Source organism: Streptococcus sp. k-163 (assembly GCF_013277555.1).
Taxonomy (GTDB): Bacteria; Bacillota; Bacilli; order Lactobacillales; family Streptococcaceae; genus Streptococcus.
The window spans coordinates 100,233-117,170 of record NZ_VMND01000019.1 but is presented as its reverse complement, the minus strand read 5'-3'; the positions used below and the strand labels follow the sequence as shown (position 1 = coordinate 117,170).

At 39.3% G+C, this 16,938-nt stretch carries 19 protein-coding genes and 1 tRNA gene; 18 read left to right on the top strand and 2 right to left on the bottom strand.

Features of this window, described 5'->3' with window-relative positions:
- The first annotated feature begins 40 nt into the window (after positions 1-40).
- The 3 genes from HT731_RS08170 to dapA all read left to right on the top strand — a co-directional run bounded on the left by HT731_RS08170 (position 41) and on the right by dapA (position 2,560).
- Positions 41-113, top strand: a tRNA-Thr gene (locus tag HT731_RS08170).
- Between the two features lie 378 nt (positions 114-491).
- Positions 492-1,568: an aspartate-semialdehyde dehydrogenase gene (locus HT731_RS08165; RefSeq protein WP_000542462.1), complete on the top strand. Its 1,077-nt coding sequence runs from the start codon at positions 492-494 to the stop codon at positions 1,566-1,568.
- Positions 1,569-1,624: 56 nt separating this feature from the next.
- A complete protein-coding gene (gene dapA, locus HT731_RS08160; protein WP_173278448.1) occupies positions 1,625-2,560 on the top strand; it encodes a 4-hydroxy-tetrahydrodipicolinate synthase in 936 nt (311 codons plus the stop codon).
- A gap of 44 nt (positions 2,561-2,604) precedes the next feature.
- Here the strand turns inward: dapA and mnmE are convergent, their stop codons facing one another.
- Entirely contained in the window at positions 2,605-3,978 is a 1,374-nt protein-coding gene (gene mnmE, locus HT731_RS08155; protein WP_061759154.1) for a tRNA uridine-5-carboxymethylaminomethyl(34) synthesis GTPase MnmE, read from the bottom strand.
- A 137-nt stretch (positions 3,979-4,115) separates the two neighbouring features.
- Positions 4,116-4,298 carry a 4-oxalocrotonate tautomerase gene (locus tag HT731_RS08150; RefSeq protein WP_001117401.1) on the bottom strand — a complete coding sequence of 61 codons (183 nt, stop codon included), beginning with the start codon at positions 4,296-4,298 and terminating at the stop codon, positions 4,116-4,118.
- 123 nt (positions 4,299-4,421) lie between these two features.
- On the opposite strand from HT731_RS08150, the gene HT731_RS08145 reads away from it, so the two are divergent.
- The 15 genes from HT731_RS08145 to HT731_RS08075 all read left to right on the top strand — a co-directional run bounded on the left by HT731_RS08145 (position 4,422) and on the right by HT731_RS08075 (position 16,910).
- Positions 4,422-5,012: a thymidine kinase gene (locus tag HT731_RS08145; RefSeq protein ID WP_061759153.1), complete on the top strand. Its 591-nt coding sequence runs from the start codon at positions 4,422-4,424 to the stop codon at positions 5,010-5,012.
- Entirely contained in the window at positions 5,009-6,088 is a 1,080-nt protein-coding gene (gene prfA, locus HT731_RS08140; protein WP_001028815.1) for a peptide chain release factor 1, read from the top strand. Before HT731_RS08145 ends, prfA begins: the two co-directional genes overlap by 4 nt.
- The gene (prmC, locus tag HT731_RS08135; RefSeq protein ID WP_061759152.1) at positions 6,088-6,924 is read left to right on the top strand and encodes a peptide chain release factor N(5)-glutamine methyltransferase; all 837 of its coding nucleotides are present in this window, start codon (positions 6,088-6,090) and stop codon (positions 6,922-6,924) included. Before prfA ends, prmC begins: the two co-directional genes overlap by 1 nt.
- On the top strand, positions 6,908-7,510 hold the full coding sequence (locus HT731_RS08130) for an L-threonylcarbamoyladenylate synthase (RefSeq protein WP_173278458.1): 603 nt from the start codon (positions 6,908-6,910) through the stop codon (positions 7,508-7,510). Before prmC ends, HT731_RS08130 begins: the two co-directional genes overlap by 17 nt.
- Position 7,511: 1 nt before the next feature.
- Positions 7,512-7,943 (top strand): GNAT family N-acetyltransferase, encoded by a 432-nt coding sequence (locus HT731_RS08125; protein WP_061759150.1) that lies wholly within the window; start codon positions 7,512-7,514, stop codon positions 7,941-7,943.
- Between the two features lie 60 nt (positions 7,944-8,003).
- Positions 8,004-9,260: a serine hydroxymethyltransferase gene (gene glyA / locus HT731_RS08120; protein ID WP_061759149.1), complete on the top strand. Its 1,257-nt coding sequence runs from the start codon at positions 8,004-8,006 to the stop codon at positions 9,258-9,260.
- 7 nt (positions 9,261-9,267) lie between these two features.
- On the top strand, positions 9,268-10,242 hold the full coding sequence (locus tag HT731_RS08115) for a nucleoid-associated protein (RefSeq protein WP_061759148.1): 975 nt from the start codon (positions 9,268-9,270) through the stop codon (positions 10,240-10,242).
- Complete coding sequence (pmp23, locus tag HT731_RS08110; protein WP_173278446.1) at positions 10,242-10,856, top strand: cell wall hydrolase Pmp23; 615 nt, start codon at positions 10,242-10,244, stop codon at positions 10,854-10,856. Before HT731_RS08115 ends, pmp23 begins: the two co-directional genes overlap by 1 nt.
- Before the next feature lie 73 nt (positions 10,857-10,929).
- Positions 10,930-11,904: a DUF1002 domain-containing protein gene (locus HT731_RS08105; RefSeq protein WP_033680339.1), complete on the top strand. Its 975-nt coding sequence runs from the start codon at positions 10,930-10,932 to the stop codon at positions 11,902-11,904.
- Positions 11,905-11,977: 73 nt separating this feature from the next.
- The gene (gene rlmD, locus HT731_RS08100) at positions 11,978-13,336 is read left to right on the top strand and encodes a 23S rRNA (uracil(1939)-C(5))-methyltransferase RlmD (RefSeq protein ID WP_173278444.1); all 1,359 of its coding nucleotides are present in this window, start codon (positions 11,978-11,980) and stop codon (positions 13,334-13,336) included.
- Positions 13,337-13,603: 267 nt separating this feature from the next.
- A complete protein-coding gene (locus tag HT731_RS08095) occupies positions 13,604-14,170 on the top strand; it encodes a hypothetical protein (protein ID WP_000470225.1) in 567 nt (188 codons plus the stop codon).
- Between the two features lie 320 nt (positions 14,171-14,490).
- On the top strand, positions 14,491-14,679 hold the full coding sequence (locus HT731_RS08090) for a hypothetical protein (RefSeq protein WP_000179769.1): 189 nt from the start codon (positions 14,491-14,493) through the stop codon (positions 14,677-14,679).
- Between the two features lie 62 nt (positions 14,680-14,741).
- Positions 14,742-15,506: an ATP-grasp domain-containing protein gene (locus HT731_RS08085; RefSeq protein WP_173278442.1), complete on the top strand. Its 765-nt coding sequence runs from the start codon at positions 14,742-14,744 to the stop codon at positions 15,504-15,506.
- A gap of 132 nt (positions 15,507-15,638) precedes the next feature.
- Positions 15,639-16,322 (top strand): hypothetical protein, encoded by a 684-nt coding sequence (locus tag HT731_RS08080; protein ID WP_173278441.1) that lies wholly within the window; start codon positions 15,639-15,641, stop codon positions 16,320-16,322.
- Positions 16,323-16,565: 243 nt separating this feature from the next.
- Positions 16,566-16,910, top strand: a complete 345-nt coding sequence (locus HT731_RS08075; protein ID WP_001127479.1) for a hypothetical protein — start codon at positions 16,566-16,568, stop codon at positions 16,908-16,910.
- Positions 16,911-16,938 lie beyond the last annotated feature (28 nt).

The following is a 16,938-nucleotide window of genomic DNA, read 5'->3' as shown; positions in this document are numbered from 1 at the left end:
CTTGACAAGATTTTCTAACTGTAGTATACTTTTTAAGTAAGCTGATTTAGCTCAGTTGGCAGAGCGCATCCATGGTAAGGATGAGGTCGCCGGTTCAATCCCGGCAATTAGCATGATATTTACAGGGAAACTCTTTAACACAAGAGTTTTTTCTTATGCTCGCGAGAAAAATTTTGATTTTTGTATAATAAAAATCATCCTGCAAAAATTTTTTATTGACAAAACCAAGTATCTCTAGTAATATAGTAGATGCGATGAGTCGATAGGTAGTCTTCGGACTACTATTGAGCATAAGGAGGTCATAACGCAGGAGCGGACCTTGATGAGTTGTGTGAACCTGCTCATCACATGAAGATGCCTCTTAGTCCCTGGTCTAGCGACTGGGGATTTTTATTTTCCAAAAAATGATGAAAAAGCTTTGCAATTCATGGAAAAAGTAGTATAATACATCTATTATAGAAATTTTTAGAAAATTCCGAAAGAGGTTATTTATGGGATATACAGTTGCTGTAGTCGGCGCGACAGGTGCTGTCGGTGCTCAGATGATAAAAATGTTGGAAGAATCAACACTTCCAATCGATAAAATTCGTTTACTTGCTTCTGCACGTTCAGCGGGCAAGACTTTGAAATTTAAAGACCAAGATATTACGATTGAAGAAACGACTGAAACAGCTTTTGAAGGAGTTGATATTGCTCTCTTTTCAGCAGGTGGTTCTACATCAGCTAAGTATGCACCGTACGCAGTTAAAGCTGGAGCGGTAGTAGTTGATAATACATCTTACTTCCGTCAAAATCCAGATGTTCCTTTGGTTGTTCCAGAGGTCAATGCTCACGCACTTGATGCCCACAACGGTATCATTGCTTGCCCTAACTGTTCAACAATCCAAATGATGGTAGCGCTTGAGCCAGTTCGCCAAAAATGGGGCTTGGATCGTATCATTGTTTCAACTTACCAAGCAGTTTCAGGTGCTGGTATGGGAGCAATTCTTGAAACACAACGTGAACTTCGTGAAGTCTTGAATGATGGAGTGAAACCACGTGATTTACACGCAGAAATTTTGCCTTCAGGTGGTGATAAGAAACATTATCCTATCGCCTTCAACGCTCTCCCACAAATCGATGTCTTCACTGACAATGATTACACATACGAAGAGATGAAGATGACTAAGGAAACTAAGAAAATCATGGAAGATGATAGCATCGCAGTATCTGCAACATGTGTGCGAATTCCAGTCTTGTCAGCTCACTCTGAGTCTGTTTACATCGAAACAAAAGAAGTGGCTCCAATCGAAGAAGTGAAAGCAGCTATCGCAGCCTTCCCAGGTGCTGTTCTTGAGGATGATGTAGCTCATCAAATCTATCCGCAAGCCATCAATGCAGTTGGTTCACGTGATACCTTTGTTGGTCGTATCCGTAAAGACTTGGATGCTGAAAAAGGAATTCACATGTGGGTTGTTTCAGATAACCTTCTCAAAGGTGCTGCTTGGAACTCAGTTCAGATTGCAGAAACTCTTCACGAACGTGGCTTGGTTCGTCCAACAGCTGAATTGAAATTTGAATTAAAATAGTCATATAATTTAGGAGTTCAGATGAACTCCTTCTTTGAAATAGAGAGGTGTTTCTCATGTCTTATCAAGATTTAAAAGAGTGTAAAATCATCACAGCCTTTATTACCCCCTTCCACGAGGATGGTTCCATCAACTTTGATGCTATTCCAGCCTTGATTGAGCATTTATTGGACCATCATACGGATGGAATTCTTCTTGCTGGTACGACAGCTGAAAGTCCTACCTTGACCCACGATGAAGAGTTGGAACTATTTGCAGCGGTACAGAAAGTTGTCGATGGACGCGTTCCTTTGATTGCGGGTGTAGGTACCAATGATACGCGAGACTCAATCGAGTTTGTCAAAGAAGTAGCAGAATTTGGTGGTTTTGCAGCTGGACTTGCAATCGTCCCTTACTACAACAAACCTTCTCAAGAAGGGATGTATCAGCACTTTAAAGCAATTGCAGACGCTTCTGACTTACCGATTATTATCTATAACATTCCTGGGCGTGTAGTTGTTGAATTAACTCCGGAAACCATGCTTCGTTTGGCTGACCATCCAAATATTATCGGTGTCAAAGAATGTACTAGCTTGGCTAATATGGCTTACTTGATTGAGCACAAGCCTGAAGAATTCTTGATTTATACAGGTGAGGATGGAGATGCTTTCCATGCCATGAATCTTGGTGCGGATGGGGTTATTTCTGTTGCATCTCATACAAATGGGGATGAAATGCACGAGATGTTTACGGCCATTGAAGAAAGCGATATGAAGAAAGCCGCAGCTATTCAGCGTAAATTCATTCCTAAGGTTAATGCCCTCTTCTCTTATCCAAGTCCTGCTCCAGTTAAGGCAGTTCTTAACTATATGGGATTTGAAGCCGGCCCAACTCGTCTACCTCTTGTTCCAGCACCAGAAGAAGATGCCAAACGCATTATCAAGGTTGTTGTAGATGGCGACTACGAAGCGACTAAGGCAACTGTAACAGGTGTCTTAAGACCAGATTACTAATAAAGACAATAAAATCCATGACCGAATGTACGATCATGGATTTCTTATTTTCCTAAACAGAATTGGCTAAAGAGTTGGGTGATGAGTTCATCAGGAGCCGCATCACCTGTGATTTCACCTAGAATTTCCCAAGTACGTGTCAAATCTACTTGAAGCAAATCAACTGGCATCCCCAGTTCAAGACCTTCATTAACAGCTTGTAGGCTTTCAACTGCCTTTTCAATCAGGGAAATGTGACGAGCATTAGACAAGTAAGTAGCGTCTTGCTCAACCAAACCAGCATTTTCAAAGAAGAGGTTGTTGATGCGCTCTTCAATCTTATCAATGTTTTGATTTTTAAGGACTGAAATACGAATAACGTCTTCAGGTAGTTTCGAAGTCTCAATCGCTTCAGGTAAGTCGGTTTTATTAAGTAGAATAATGCGGTTGGTATCCTGACTAATTTCAAGAAGCTGAAGATCTTGAGCAGTCAGTGGTTCACTGGCATTTAGTACTAGTAGAACCAAGTCAGCTTCCTTAAGAGCTTTTTTAGAGCGTTCAACACCGATTTGTTCAACGATATCGTCTGTTTCACGGATACCAGCTGTATCAATCAACTTGAGAGGGACACCGTTGATGTTGACGTATTCTTCAATGACATCACGTGTTGTCCCAGCGATATCTGTTACGATAGCCTTGTCCTCACGCAAGAGGTTGTTGAGAAGGCTTGATTTCCCAACGTTGGGACGTCCGATAATAGCAGTGGAAATTCCTTCTCGAAGGATTTTACCTCGACGGGCTGTTCTAAGGAGATTGGTTAGTAATTGTTCAAACTCCATAGTCTTTTCACGGACCACAGCAGTAGTCGCTTCTTCAACATCGTCATACTCAGGATAGTCGATATTAACCTCAACTTGGGCGAGTGTATTGAGGATTTCTTGACGGGTATTGTTGATAAGGTCAGAAAGGGAACCATCCAATTGTTTGACCGCAATGTTCATAGCCTTGTCAGTCTTAGCACGGATGATATCCATCACCGCCTCAGCCTGTGTCAAGTCTACGCGACCGTTTAGAAAGGCACGTTTGGTAAATTCACCAGGTTCAGCCAACCGAGCTCCTTCACGGATAGCTAGCTGGAGAATCTCATTGGTCACGGCAATACCACCGTGGGTGTTAATCTCGATAATATCCTCACGAGTGAAGGTTTTTGGAGATTTCATGGCTCCAACCATGACTTCGTCCATGATTTTACCAGTCTGAGGGTCAATAATGTGACCGTAGTTAAGGGTATGGCTAGCAACCTGACTCAAGTCTTTCCCTTTGAAAATCTTTTGTGCAATTTCAAAACTGTCTGTTCCGCTTAAGCGGACAATACCAATTGCTCCTTCACCTAGTGGAGTAGAGATAGCAGCGATGGTATCAAATTCACGTGTAATCATAATGTTTCCTTTAATCAATAACTCTTTTCTTGGAAATTTTTCCAAGTCTCTTTTCAAATTGTAACAAATTTGAACTATTTCTTCAATGGATGCTACTTGGAGATTGAAAAAGCCTAAGCAATTCTGCTTAAGCTAGTTTATTTGGTACGCATTTCCCCTTGAGGGAAGTAAGTTCCTTCTGGCATGTCGTTGATGATGACATGGACAGCAGATTGAGGGGCTCCAGTGTTACGGACAACCGCTTCCGTTACTTCCTTAGCAAGAGCTTTCTTTTGCTCGAGCGTGCGTCCTTCAAATAAATCGATGCGTACAAATGGCATAATAGCTTCCTCCACTAGTTTTTGATTTCTTCTATTTTACCACATTTTGCCGTTTAAAGCTTAAGAAAATTATGATATACTAGAATGTAGCAAAAATTTAGAAATGGACGTGAAGCAAGAAACATGGCACAGTTGTATTATCGTTATGGGACCATGAATTCTGGTAAAACGATTGAGATTCTCAAAGTGGCCTATAACTACGAGGAGCAGGGAAAAAGTGTTGTGATTATGACCTCGGCTCTGGATACGCGTGATGGTGTTGGCTATGTGTCGAGTCGTATTGGCATGAAACGCCCTGCCATTGCGATTGAGGAAACGACGGATATCTTTGGCTATATCCGAGACCTACCAGAAACACCTTACTGTGTGTTGGTCGATGAAGCCCAGTTTCTCAAGCGTCACCATGTTTACGACTTAGCTCGTGTTGTTGATGAGCTAGACATACCCGTCATGGCTTTTGGTTTGAAAAATGATTTTCGCAATGAACTGTTCGAAGGTTCCAAGTATCTCTTGCTCTTAGCAGATAAGATCGACGAAATCAAGACCATTTGTCAGTATTGCAAGAAAAAGGCGACCATGGTATTACGAACTCAGGATGGACTGCCCGTTTACGATGGAGAACAGATCCAGATTGGTGGTAATGAAACCTATATCTCAGTTTGCCGTAAACATTATTTTGCCCCTGAAATCAATAAGGAGAATGAAGAAAAATGAACATCTATGATCAACTACAAGCTGTAGAAGACCGTTATGAAGAATTAGGAGAGTTGCTTAGTGACCCAGATGTGGTTTCGGACACCAAGCGTTTCATGGAGCTTTCAAAAGAAGAGGCTTCAACTCGTGACACAGTAACAGCCTATCGTGAGTACAAACAAGTCCTTCAAAACATCGTTGATGCCGAAGAGATGATTAAGGAATCAGGCGGAGATGCGGATTTGGAAGAAATGGCCAAGCAAGAACTCAAAGATGCCAAGGCTGAAAAAGAAGAATACGAAGAAAAACTGAAAATCTTGCTCCTTCCAAAGGATCCAAACGATGATAAGAACATCATCCTAGAAATCCGTGGTGCAGCTGGTGGAGACGAAGCAGCACTTTTCGCTGGTGACCTCCTAACCATGTACCAAAAATATGCTGAAGCCCAAGGCTGGCGCTTTGAAGTCATGGAGGCTTCTATGAATGGTGTCGGCGGTTTCAAAGAAGTGGTTGCCATGGTTTCAGGTCAGTCTGTTTACTCTAAACTTAAGTATGAGTCAGGTGCCCACCGTGTGCAACGTGTTCCTGTGACAGAAAGCCAAGGCCGTGTTCATACTTCTACAGCGACAGTTCTTGTTATGCCTGAAGTGGAAGAGGTTGAATACGACATTGATCCCAAAGACCTTCGCGTCGACATCTATCACGCCTCTGGTGCTGGTGGACAGAACGTAAATAAGGTTGCGACTGCCGTTCGTATCGTTCACTTGCCAACCAATATCAAGGTTGAGATGCAGGAAGAACGTACTCAGCAGAAGAACCGTGAGAAAGCCATGAAAATCATCCGTGCGCGTGTTGCTGACCACTTTGCTCAGATTGCTCAGGATGAACAGGACGCTGAGCGTAAGTCGACAATCGGTACTGGGGACCGTTCAGAACGAATCCGTACTTATAACTTCCCACAAAACCGTGTCACAGACCACCGTATCGGCTTAACCCTCCAAAAACTAGATACGATTTTGTCTGGAAAATTGGACGAAGTTGTGGATGCCTTGGTGCTCTATGACCAAACACAAAAATTAGAAGAATTAAACAAATAATGAAATTAGCTCAATTATTTTCAGATTTTGAAGAAGAGTTGATAAGACAAGGAGAGGAAGCTGAAAGCCTCTCTTTTGTCTATCGTAGCCTGAAAAATCTCTCTTTTACAGACTTTGTTTTTGCCCTCCAGAAAGAGGTATCAGAGGAAGAAAAACAATTTGTAAAAGGAATTTTTCAACAGTTAGTAGATCATAAACCAGCACAGTATATCATCGGACAGGCAGATTTTTATGGAATGCAGCTAAAAGTGGATGAGCGGGTTTTGATTCCCCGTCCAGAGACAGAGGAGTTAGTGGAGCTTATTCTGGCTGAAAATTCTGAGGAAAATCTTAAGGTCCTAGATATCGGGACTGGTAGTGGAGCTATTGCTCTCGCCTTAGCAAAAAACAGACCAGATTGGTCAGTGACAGCAGCGGATATTTCCCAAGATGCTTTAGATTTAGCTAGCGAGAATGCTAAAAATCAAAAATTTAATATATTTTTTAAAAAATCTGATTGTTTTGCAGAAATTTCTGAAAAATATGATATAATTGTATCCAATCCACCCTATATCTCTCGTGAAGATGAGACAGAGGTCGGCTTGAATGTCTTATATTCGGAGCCCCATCTATCTCTCTTTGCAGATGAGGATGGCCTAGCTATTTATCGTAGAATTGCGGAAGATGCAAAAGACTATCTCAAAGATGGTGGTAAGATTTACCTTGAAATTGGATACAAGCAAGGTCAAAGTGTTCCTGAGCTTTTTAGGAAACATCTTCCTGAAAAACGTGTAAGAACACTTAAGGACCAATTTGGTCAAGATAGGATGGTCGTGGTTGATTATGGACAGGATTAGACAAGAGTTAGAAAAGGGTGGAGCTGTCGTTCTGCCTACAGAGACAGTATACGGTCTTTTTGCTAAGGCCTTAGACGAAAAAGCAGTTGACCATGTTTACCAACTCAAACGTCGTCCTAGAGATAAGGCACTCAATCTCAATATTGCCTCTTTAGAGGATATCTTGCACTTTTCTAAGAATCAGCCAACTTATCTACAAAAACTTGTAGAGACCTTTTTGCCAGGTCCCTTGACCATTATCCTTGAAGCTAATGACCGAGTTCCCTATTGGGTCAATTCGGGCCTCGCAACTGTTGGATTTCGGATGCCTAGTCATCCCATTACCCTTGATTTGATTCGAGAGACAGGTCCCTTGATTGGGCCGTCTGCCAATATTTCAGGTCAGGCAAGTGGCGTGACCTTTGATCAGATTCTAGAGGATTTTGAACAAGAGGTTCTGGGTCTGGAAGACGATGATTTTCTAACTGGACAGGATTCAACTATTTTGGATTTGTCTGGAGACAAGGTGAAAATCTTACGCCAAGGGGCGATTAAGCGAGAGGACATTCTTGCTCGGTTGCCAGAGATTTCTTTTGAGGAGGTATGAAATGCTAAGAAATTTAATAGAAACTGATGTGAAAGCTATATGTGAGATCAACCAAGAGGCTTTGGGCTATTCTTTTAGTCTAGAGGAAACGGATAGTCAACTAGCTAGATTGTCTCAGGATTCCCATCATTTCCTACTTGGTTATGAGGATGTAGCTAATCATGTCTTACTTGGATATGTCCACGCTGAAGTTTACGAATCACTCTATTCCAAAGCAGGATTTAATATTTTAGCCTTAGCAGTCTCACCTCAAGCGCAAGGTCAAGGTATTGGTAAAAGCTTATTACAAGGGTTGGAGCAAGAAGCAAAAAGACGCGGCTATAGGTTTATCCGCTTAAACTCTGCCGACCATCGTCTGGGAGCTCATGCATTTTATGAAAAAGTTGGTTATACTTGTGATAAAGTGCAGAAACGGTTTATTCGCATCTTTTAGTTTATTTTCTTATTGTAGAACCAAACTAAAGGACCAGTCACACTATAAAGGAGAAGACCTATGATTTTTGACAAAGACGATTTTAAAGCATATGATGCTGATCTCTGGAATGCTATTGCCAAAGAAGAAGAACGACAACAAAACAACATTGAGTTGATTGCTTCGGAAAACGTAGTTTCCAAGGCTGTTATGGCAGCTCAAGGGTCTATCTTGACGAATAAATACGCCGAAGGTTACCCAGGACGCCGTTATTATGGTGGAACTGATGTAGTAGACGTGGTAGAATCTATAGCCATTGAACGCGCAAAAGAAATTTTCGGTGCAAAATTTGCCAATGTCCAACCACACTCAGGAAGCCAAGCCAATTGTGCGGCTTACATGGCCTTGATTGAGCCAGGTGATACCGTTATGGGGATGGATTTGGCAGCAGGTGGGCACTTGACCCACGGAGCTCCTGTTAGCTTCTCAGGTCAAACCTACAACTTTGTTTCTTATAGTGTGAATCCTGAAACTGAACTTTTAGATTTTGATGCTATATTGAAACAAGCTAAAGAAGTCAAACCAAAACTGATTGTAGCAGGTGCTTCAGCCTATTCTCAAATTATCGACTTTTCAAAATTCCGTGAAATTGCGAACGCTGTTGGGGCTAAACTCATGGTGGACATGGCTCATATCGCTGGTTTGGTTGCCGCTGGCCTTCACCCAAGCCCAGTACCATACGCTCATATCACTACAACAACGACTCACAAAACCCTTCGTGGACCACGTGGTGGTTTGATTTTGACCAATGATGAAGACTTAGCTAAGAAAATCAACTCAGCTATTTTCCCAGGTATTCAGGGCGGTCCTTTGGAGCATGTTATTGCAGCTAAGGCAGTTTCTTTCAAAGAAGTTTTGGATCCAGCCTTCAAGGAATATGCTGCTAATGTTATCAAAAACAGCAAGGCTATGGCGGATGTTTTCTTGCAAGACCCTAATTTCCGTATTATTTCTGGAGGAACTGAAAACCACCTCTTCCTAGTGGATGTGACTAAGGTTGTAGAAAACGGAAAAGTTGCTCAAAACTTGCTGGATGAAGTCAATATTACCCTAAATAAAAACTCAATCCCTTACGAAAGCTTGTCACCATTCAAGACAAGTGGGATTCGTATCGGAGCAGCAGCCATTACTGCACGTGGATTTGGTGAAGAAGAAAGTCGCAAAGTGGCTAAGCTCATCATTAAAACCCTCAAGAATGCAGAAAATGAAGCTGTCTTAGAAGAAGTGAGAAGTGCAGTCAAAGAATTGACAGATGCCTTCCCATTATACGAGGACTAAAACTTTTATGGACATTTATATTAAGAAAGCTATTATCCATCAGTTTAGCCCGGATGATACCGAGCTGTTTCTAGCGGATAAGTTTCTCAATATCACTCCAAAAATCGAAGAATACTTGCGTAAAAAAATTGAACGTGTGTATTCAGATGAAGCTAAGACTGGGATTTTCGAGGAAGAAAATCCCTTCTTCAATCATATCACAGACGATTTGTTGGAGACATCAGTAACACTGGCTAATCTCTGGAAAGAGGAGTTCAGCATTTCCGAAAATCTAAAGACCAATGACTTGATTTTTGTGCAATTTTCTAAAGAAGGCGTGGAACATTTCGCTTTCTTACGAATTGCCCTGCGAGAGACCTTGACCCACCTCGGAGGAGAAGTTGATAATCCAATCAAGTTGACTCAGAATAACCTTCCTGGATTTGGAACAGGTGCCGACGAAGCCTTGGTGGTCAATCTTCAGAGTCGCAAGTACCATCTGATTGAAAAACGAATCAAGTACAACGGGACTTTTTTGAACTATTTTTCAGATAATCTTCTTGCTGTCACCCCTAAAATTTCACCCAAGAAATCTATCAAAGAACTAGAAAAGACGGCACAGCGCATTGCTGAAACCTTTAACACAGATGATTTTCAATTTCAATCTAAGGTCAAATCAGCGATTTTCAACAACCTAGAAGAAAGCAATGAGTTGTCACCTGAAAAATTGGCCAATGACCTTTTTGACAACAATCTGACGGCTCGTTTGAGCTTTATTGACCAAGTTAAAGAATCTGTACCAGAACCTGTTCAATTTGATGAAATTGATGCCAGTCGTCAGCTTAAAAAATTTGAAAACCAAAAACTCTCCTTGTCAAATGGAATTGAGCTCATCGTTCCCAATAACGTCTATCAAGACGCCGAGTCTGTTGAGTTTATCCAAAACGACAATGGAACCTACTCTATCTTAATCAAAAATATCGAGGATATTCAAAGTAAATAATGTTTAAACGAATTCGAAGAGTGCTTGTACTAGCAGTCTTCCTTTTTGCTGGCTATAAAGCTTACCGCGTTCACCAAGATGTCAAACAAGTCATGACCTATCAACCCATGGTGAGAGAAATCTTGAGTGAAAAAGACACCCCAGCAAACGAAGAGCTTGTGCTCGCTATGATTTATACCGAAACAAAAGGAAAAGAAGGCGATGTTATGCAGTCTAGTGAGTCTGCAAGTGGTTCAACCAATACCATCAATGATAATGCCTCTAGCATTCGGCAAGGCGTTCAAACTCTGACAGACAATCTCTATCTGGCCCAGAAGAAGGGGGTAGATGTCTGGACGGCTGTTCAAGCCTATAATTTTGGACCTGCCTATATCGATTTTATCGCCCAAAATGGTAAGGAAAACACCCTAGCACTGGCCAAACAGTACTCTCGTGATACTGTTGCTCCCTTACTTGGCAATACCATTGGAAAGACTTATAGTTATATTCACCCTATTTCCATTTTTCACGGTGCCGAACTCTATGTAAATGGAGGAAACTATTATTATTCTAGACAGGTGCAACTTAACCTATACATCATCAAATGTTTCACTCTCTTTTCGACATCTGGCTAGCCCAGGTGTTTTTGTTATAAGTTTTCTTTAAGATAGATATATTACTCTAGAAAGGTAAAGGAGGAAAATCCCTATGAGAAAGAAACTCTTTCTGACTAGTGCTGCGGTCTTGTGGGCAGTAACAGCTATGAATAGCGTCCATGCAGCAACAGATGTTCAAAAAGTCATCGATGAAACCTATGTCCAACCTGAATATGTCCTAGGTTCATCATTATCAGAAGACCAAAAAAATCAAACCCTAAAAAAACTAGGCTACAATGCCTCAACAGACACCAAAGAACTAAAGACCATGACACCTGATGTCTATTCTAAAATCATGAATGTGGCCAATGACTCTAGCTTACAGTTGTATTCATCAGCCAAGATTCAAAAACTAGGTGATAAGTCGCCACTTGAGGTCAAGATTGAAACACCAGAAAACATTACTAAGGTGACTCAGGATATGTACCGCAATGCAGCCGTAACTTTGGGTGTGGAACACGCCAAAATCACTGTAGCAGCACCTATTCCTGTTACAGGTGAGAGTGCTTTAGCAGGGATCTATTATTCGCTAGAAGCTAATGGAGCCAAGGTGCCACAAGCCAATAAAGACTTGGCTCAAGAAGAGTTGAAGGCTTTGTCAGATATCAATACTGAAAACAAGGACAAGTCAGGCTATGATGCTAATAAATTAAACGTTGCCCTAGCCGATATTAAGTCAGGACTAGCCAAAGCTAAAGAAAGCAAGGGAAATCTTACAGAAGAAGATGTCCGTAAAATTGTTGAAGATACCTTGAAAAATTACAAACTTGATCAGGTTATAACAGGAAACCAGATCAATATCATCATCAATTTTGCTTTGAATCTCTCAAAGAGTGATATACTCAGCAATGCAGATTTCACTAAAACACTAAATGACCTTAAACAAAGTATCGTATCACAAGCTGGCGACAGTTTTAAAAATATCAACCTTAACTTTGATGCGGATAAGGCACTAGAGGACGGTGGGAACTTCTTAAGCTCCCTTTGGCAGGCCATTGTCAACTTCTTCAAGAGTTTTGGTTCTTAAGAAATTTCATGGTATAATAGATGGTAACCGTAACGTTGCCGTCTTTTTTGTCGGCCAATAGAAAGAGAAGAGAATGTTAAAGAAAAATGATATTGTAGAAGTTGAAATTATTGACTTGACTCATGAAGGTGCAGGAGTGGCCAAGGTGGATGGTTTGGTATTTTTTGTAGAGAATGCTTTGCCGAGTGAAAAAATCCTCATGCGTGTCCTCAAGGTCAATAAAAAGATTGGCTTTGGGAAGGTTGAAGAATACCTTGTCCAATCACCACACCGTAATCAAGATCTAGATTTGGCTTACCTGCGTTCAGGAATCGCGGATTTAGGTCATCTTGCCTATCCAGAACAGCTCAAATTTAAAACCAAGCAAGTCAAGGACAGTCTCTACAAGATTGCTGGAATTGCAGATGTAGAAGTTACTGAAACGCTAGGTATGGAACATCCAGTTAAGTATCGTAACAAGGCGCAGGTGCCTGTTCGTCGAGTAAATGGTGTCTTGGAAACAGGATTTTTCCGTAAGAATTCCCATGACCTCATGCCTCTAGAAGATTTCTTTATCCAAGATCCTGTGATTGATGAGGTAGTTGTAGCCCTACGCGACCTGCTCCGTCGTTATGATTTGAAACCTTATGATGAAAAGGAACAAGCTGGCTTGATTCGGAATCTTGTGGTGCGTCGCGGACACTATTCAGGTCAAATCATGGTTATTTTGGTAACAACTCGTCCCAAAGTTTTCCGAGTGGAGCAGTTGATTGAACAACTGATTAAGCAGTTCCCAGAGATTGTGTCTGTTATGCAAAATATCAACGACCAGAATACCAATGCTATTTTTGGTAAGGAATGGCGCACCCTTTATGGACAAGACTTTATCACTGACCAGATGTTGGGAAATGACTACCAAATCGCTGGACCAGCTTTTTACCAAGTCAATACTGAAATGGCTGAGAAGCTCTATCAAACAGCTATTGACTTTGCTGAATTAAAAGAAGATGATGTGGTCATTGATGCCTATTCAGGTATCGGGACGATTGGTCTTTCTGTTGCGAAACACGTCAAGGAAGTCTATGGTGTTGAAGTGATTCCAGAAGCAGTAGAGAATAGCCAGAAGAATGCTCAACTTAACAATATTTCAAAAGCCCACTATGTCTGTGACATAGCTGAAAATGCTATGAAAAATTGGCTCAAAGAAGGAATTCAACCAACCGTTATCTTGGTTGATCCTCCACGCAAGGGCTTAACCGAAAGCTTTATCAAGGCAAGTAGCCAAACAGGAGCAGATCGTATTGCCTATATCTCATGTAATGTCGCGACCATGGCGCGTGATATTAAACTATATCAAGAATTGGGATATGAATTGAAGAAAGTACAGCCGGTGGATTTATTTCCACAAACGCATCATGTCGAATGTGTAAGCTTGTTGGAGAAACGTAGTTAATCCTCAAAAGGTTCCCCAAACCTTTTGAGTTCCACAGACGCATCATGTTGAGGCGGTATCACTGCTTGTACGAGCTGAGGCATCAGCGAAGTAGAAGTAGATGTTCAGCCAATGCGACGAGGTGAGACCGAAGGTCGATAAGGTGTGTTCTGGGTATAGGACTCGTAAAGTAAGTAGGAAATATGACGAGATGATGAAGAGCGCCTGAATTGGTCAGGTGACGTGCTTATTTACATTAGCCTGATAATGAAAATGGAGAGATTATCGATGTTTATATTGGAATTGTACCAAAATGATTATTCTAAAGATTTAGTCGCATTTGATTCCATAGAAGATGGGAAAACTTTTGTAGCACAAATCCCTGGATATACTTTAGAAACAGAAGATGGATTTGAAGTAGAGTTTTTTAATCCTACAAAACTACCAGACTATATGGAAATTATCTATAACGGAAACATTGTACCTTTATCTAAATTTATGTTCAATCATGAGGAAAATGTAGACATTATTTGGAAAGAGATTTCAAATTTATCCCTCAAAAACGATAGAGTGATTGAAGGATATTCAAAAATTGATGCATATGTCGTTAACAACCATGAAGTTAAAGCCTATGTCGAAACAAGAGAAACGAACTATCGTAAAGCAAAAGACTTCTTAGAAAGCTACGGATATGAAATCGACAGAAGCTTTTTCGGAAGTGAAGACGGTGAAGCGATTCTCTACAGAAAAAAAGGGAGCGAAGATTGGCATTTCTTGTGTCACTTAGACCCAATGTTTGTAGAGATTGAAGATGTAGAAGGATATGTTAAAGAAGAAGTGGGAGAGATTCAATAGTCAATCAAAGTTCCTTGTGAGTATGTACCTTTGCTAATAAAAGCGTCAAAACGTTGTAACGAAGGGGGTAAGAAAATCATTGAGTGTAAGCCTTTTTCTTGTTTAGAGGGAAAGTATTAGAGTAGCCTCTCATAATTTATACTAGATTTGATAACTTATTTGAGATAGATTTTATTTCTATAAATACTGTGAAAATTTTTTAATACTAAAGATTTAAAGTTACTGTGTTAAAAATCCTCTCAGCTTTTAAACTAATGTATTATAAAAGCCAGTTGACACAAGTGTTACACCTGTGATAGAATTAACTTGAGGTGATGAAAATGGCAACCGATAAAAATAGAATAATGATTAGCTTGGATGATAAAAATCTAGAGAAACTTGAAAATTTAGTAGAAGATGCTAGAGATAGAAGGGGAATGCGACTAACAAAGTCCCAGGTTATAGAATTACTCCTAAATACTGTTGATTATTTCGATGATATTATGGGGGCTATTTACTCAAAAAAATAAGAGCAAAATTGCTATTATTTTTTTACAATCAGGTGTAACACTAGTGAAAAAGGAGTGATAAAATGGTTGTTTATATTAGACAAAGTAAATTACCAAGTGAGGTTTCAATTAATAAATACAATGCTCAAGTAGGTGCATACTTACAAGGAGAAGAAGTTATTTTATATCAATCTTTTTCTGAAATAAAACAGCTAACAAGTGATGATACAGTTGTAGATTATATAACGGAGACCAGAGCATTGCTAAAAATGATGGGGTTAAACGTTCCAGTTTATGACTATCCTATTGAGCTTAAAGAGTTTTATGGTCGAAAGATTTATGCAGGTGTTTTAGGAGAGATTGTAAATATACCTGATAATTGGGGAAAATTTATTAAACCTAAAGCTGGATCAAAAGTCTTTACGGGAAGAGTTGTTAATGGAACACGTGATTTAATCGGTATTGGTCTACCTTTCGAATATCCTATATGGATTAGTGAAGTTGTAGAATTCATAGCTGAATGGCGTTGTTTTGTGTTAGATGGTCGTGTATTAGATGTTCGACCCTATACAGGTGATTATCATGAACAATTTGATCCTAGTTTAATTGATGAAGCAATATCTTGTTGGAAAGACGCGCCAATTGCTTATGGACTAGATATCGGTGTTACTCGTGATGGCAGAACACTTGTAGTTGAAGTAAATGATGCTTATGCATTGGGAAATTATGGCTTATCTCCTTTAAACTCAATCAATTTTCATAAAGCTAGATGGAAAGAAATGGTAAAACCTTATTTTGAAAAAAACGATGTTTTTAGCATTCCTGAAATTGTAAATATAAGTTTATAAAAGAAACATAAGTAAATCTATGATTAACTGCAACAAGTAGGTTGCAGTTATTTGTTTTGAATAATGATATAATAGGTTAAGGCAATAATGAAAACGCTATATATTTGAAAATTGATTAGGAAAGCAGGAAGTATGGAAACAATCGATATGATTATTAAATCATCAACTGAATTTTATAACGATTTAAAAGCTGATGAACATGACAGATATCGTTCATGGGAACATTGCTATTCACATTTTATGACAGCTAGAAAAGAGAATGATGTTAATCTTGATTACCTGAGTTTACAACTTGCATTTTATTTAGCAAGTTGGGGGATGTATAGAGGTTCTTCGTTTCTATTACAAAAGAATTATAGAGTACATATCCCTGTTGTGAGTGAGATTTTAAGCAACAAATATGATTCTCTAGCAGGAATAGAATGTAAAGATTTTAGAAATGAAAGTAATCAAAAATTGCTAAAGGAAATAAATGAATTTATTGCTAATTATTATGATGGAATCAGGCGTGAAGTAAAAGGTCCAGCACTAAAAAACAACTTATCAGAAACACTAATCACAAAGATACTGATGGGCACACTCGGTTGTGTTCCGGCATATGATAGATATTTTGTTTCTGGGATAAGATCACGAAAGATTGCAAGTGGAACCTATAACATTAAATCTATTTTACAACTAGTAGATTTTTATGAAAAAAACATAGAACAGTTAGATTCAGTTCAAAAGAATTTTATTGTTGCTGATATGCTATATCCTCAAATGAAAATACTTGATATGGGATTTTGGCAGATTGGTTTTGACCTAGATAGTAAATAACTATTTACGTCTATATCTGGAATTGATAAATAGATTTACTTTGAAAAGATAGCAACTCTAAATCTGAAGAGATTATTTTTTGCTTAATAATAATTTTTCATTGAAAAGATTTTAGATTATTAACTTTCAGAGTATGATGTACCACAAATTAATTTTATTATGGAAAGCAACTAGATAGCATACTATCAAGATATTTTTAAATAGATGATATTGCATTTTGAATTATAATAAAGGAGTACTAACATGCCGAAATATACCGACGAAGATATTAGGAAATTAAATAAAATCACATTAAAAATTGCTGGTGATTATTTAGGTATAAGTTCACAGGCAGTTGCTATAGGTCTTAGAAATAATCTTCTTCCAATTGGTTTTGCTATTCATAACGAAGAAAGAGACAGACGTTTTACTGAGAGTTGGTCATATCATATTATTGCTGAAAGAATGATTTCTTACAATCACGGTAAGCTATCAGAGATTCGTGTTGAGAATATTGAAACTAGTTTAGATAAAATTATAGAGGAATTTAACGGATTAAAACAAGATTTACTTTTTATATTAAGCGAAAATGCAGAAGTGAAGAATTAGAAGTTTTTGAATTTGCGTTTTCGCTTGG

What these genes read in the sequence shown, in the direction of transcription:
- HT731_RS08165 (WP_000542462.1), top strand. Translation starts at nt 492, where the DNA reads ATGGGATATACAGTTGCTGTAGTCGGCGCGACAGGTGCTGTCGGTGCT.
- dapA (WP_173278448.1), top strand. Translation starts at nt 1,625, where the DNA reads ATGTCTTATCAAGATTTAAAAGAGTGTAAAATCATCACAGCCTTTATT.
- mnmE (WP_061759154.1), bottom strand. Translation starts at nt 3,978, where the DNA reads ATGATTACACGTGAATTTGATACCATCGCTGCTATCTCTACTCCACTA.
- HT731_RS08150 (WP_001117401.1), bottom strand. Translation starts at nt 4,298, where the DNA reads ATGCCATTTGTACGCATCGATTTATTTGAAGGACGCACGCTCGAGCAA.
- HT731_RS08145 (WP_061759153.1), top strand. Translation starts at nt 4,422, where the DNA reads ATGGCACAGTTGTATTATCGTTATGGGACCATGAATTCTGGTAAAACG.
- prfA (WP_001028815.1), top strand. Translation starts at nt 5,009, where the DNA reads ATGAACATCTATGATCAACTACAAGCTGTAGAAGACCGTTATGAAGAA.
- prmC (WP_061759152.1), top strand. Translation starts at nt 6,088, where the DNA reads ATGAAATTAGCTCAATTATTTTCAGATTTTGAAGAAGAGTTGATAAGA.
- HT731_RS08125 (WP_061759150.1), top strand. Translation starts at nt 7,512, where the DNA reads ATGCTAAGAAATTTAATAGAAACTGATGTGAAAGCTATATGTGAGATC.
- glyA (WP_061759149.1), top strand. Translation starts at nt 8,004, where the DNA reads ATGATTTTTGACAAAGACGATTTTAAAGCATATGATGCTGATCTCTGG.
- HT731_RS08115 (WP_061759148.1), top strand. Translation starts at nt 9,268, where the DNA reads ATGGACATTTATATTAAGAAAGCTATTATCCATCAGTTTAGCCCGGAT.
- pmp23 (WP_173278446.1), top strand. Translation starts at nt 10,242, where the DNA reads ATGTTTAAACGAATTCGAAGAGTGCTTGTACTAGCAGTCTTCCTTTTT.
- HT731_RS08105 (WP_033680339.1), top strand. Translation starts at nt 10,930, where the DNA reads ATGAGAAAGAAACTCTTTCTGACTAGTGCTGCGGTCTTGTGGGCAGTA.
- rlmD (WP_173278444.1), top strand. Translation starts at nt 11,978, where the DNA reads ATGTTAAAGAAAAATGATATTGTAGAAGTTGAAATTATTGACTTGACT.
- HT731_RS08095 (WP_000470225.1), top strand. Translation starts at nt 13,604, where the DNA reads ATGTTTATATTGGAATTGTACCAAAATGATTATTCTAAAGATTTAGTC.
- HT731_RS08090 (WP_000179769.1), top strand. Translation starts at nt 14,491, where the DNA reads ATGGCAACCGATAAAAATAGAATAATGATTAGCTTGGATGATAAAAAT.
- HT731_RS08085 (WP_173278442.1), top strand. Translation starts at nt 14,742, where the DNA reads ATGGTTGTTTATATTAGACAAAGTAAATTACCAAGTGAGGTTTCAATT.
- HT731_RS08080 (WP_173278441.1), top strand. Translation starts at nt 15,639, where the DNA reads ATGGAAACAATCGATATGATTATTAAATCATCAACTGAATTTTATAAC.
- HT731_RS08075 (WP_001127479.1), top strand. Translation starts at nt 16,566, where the DNA reads ATGCCGAAATATACCGACGAAGATATTAGGAAATTAAATAAAATCACA.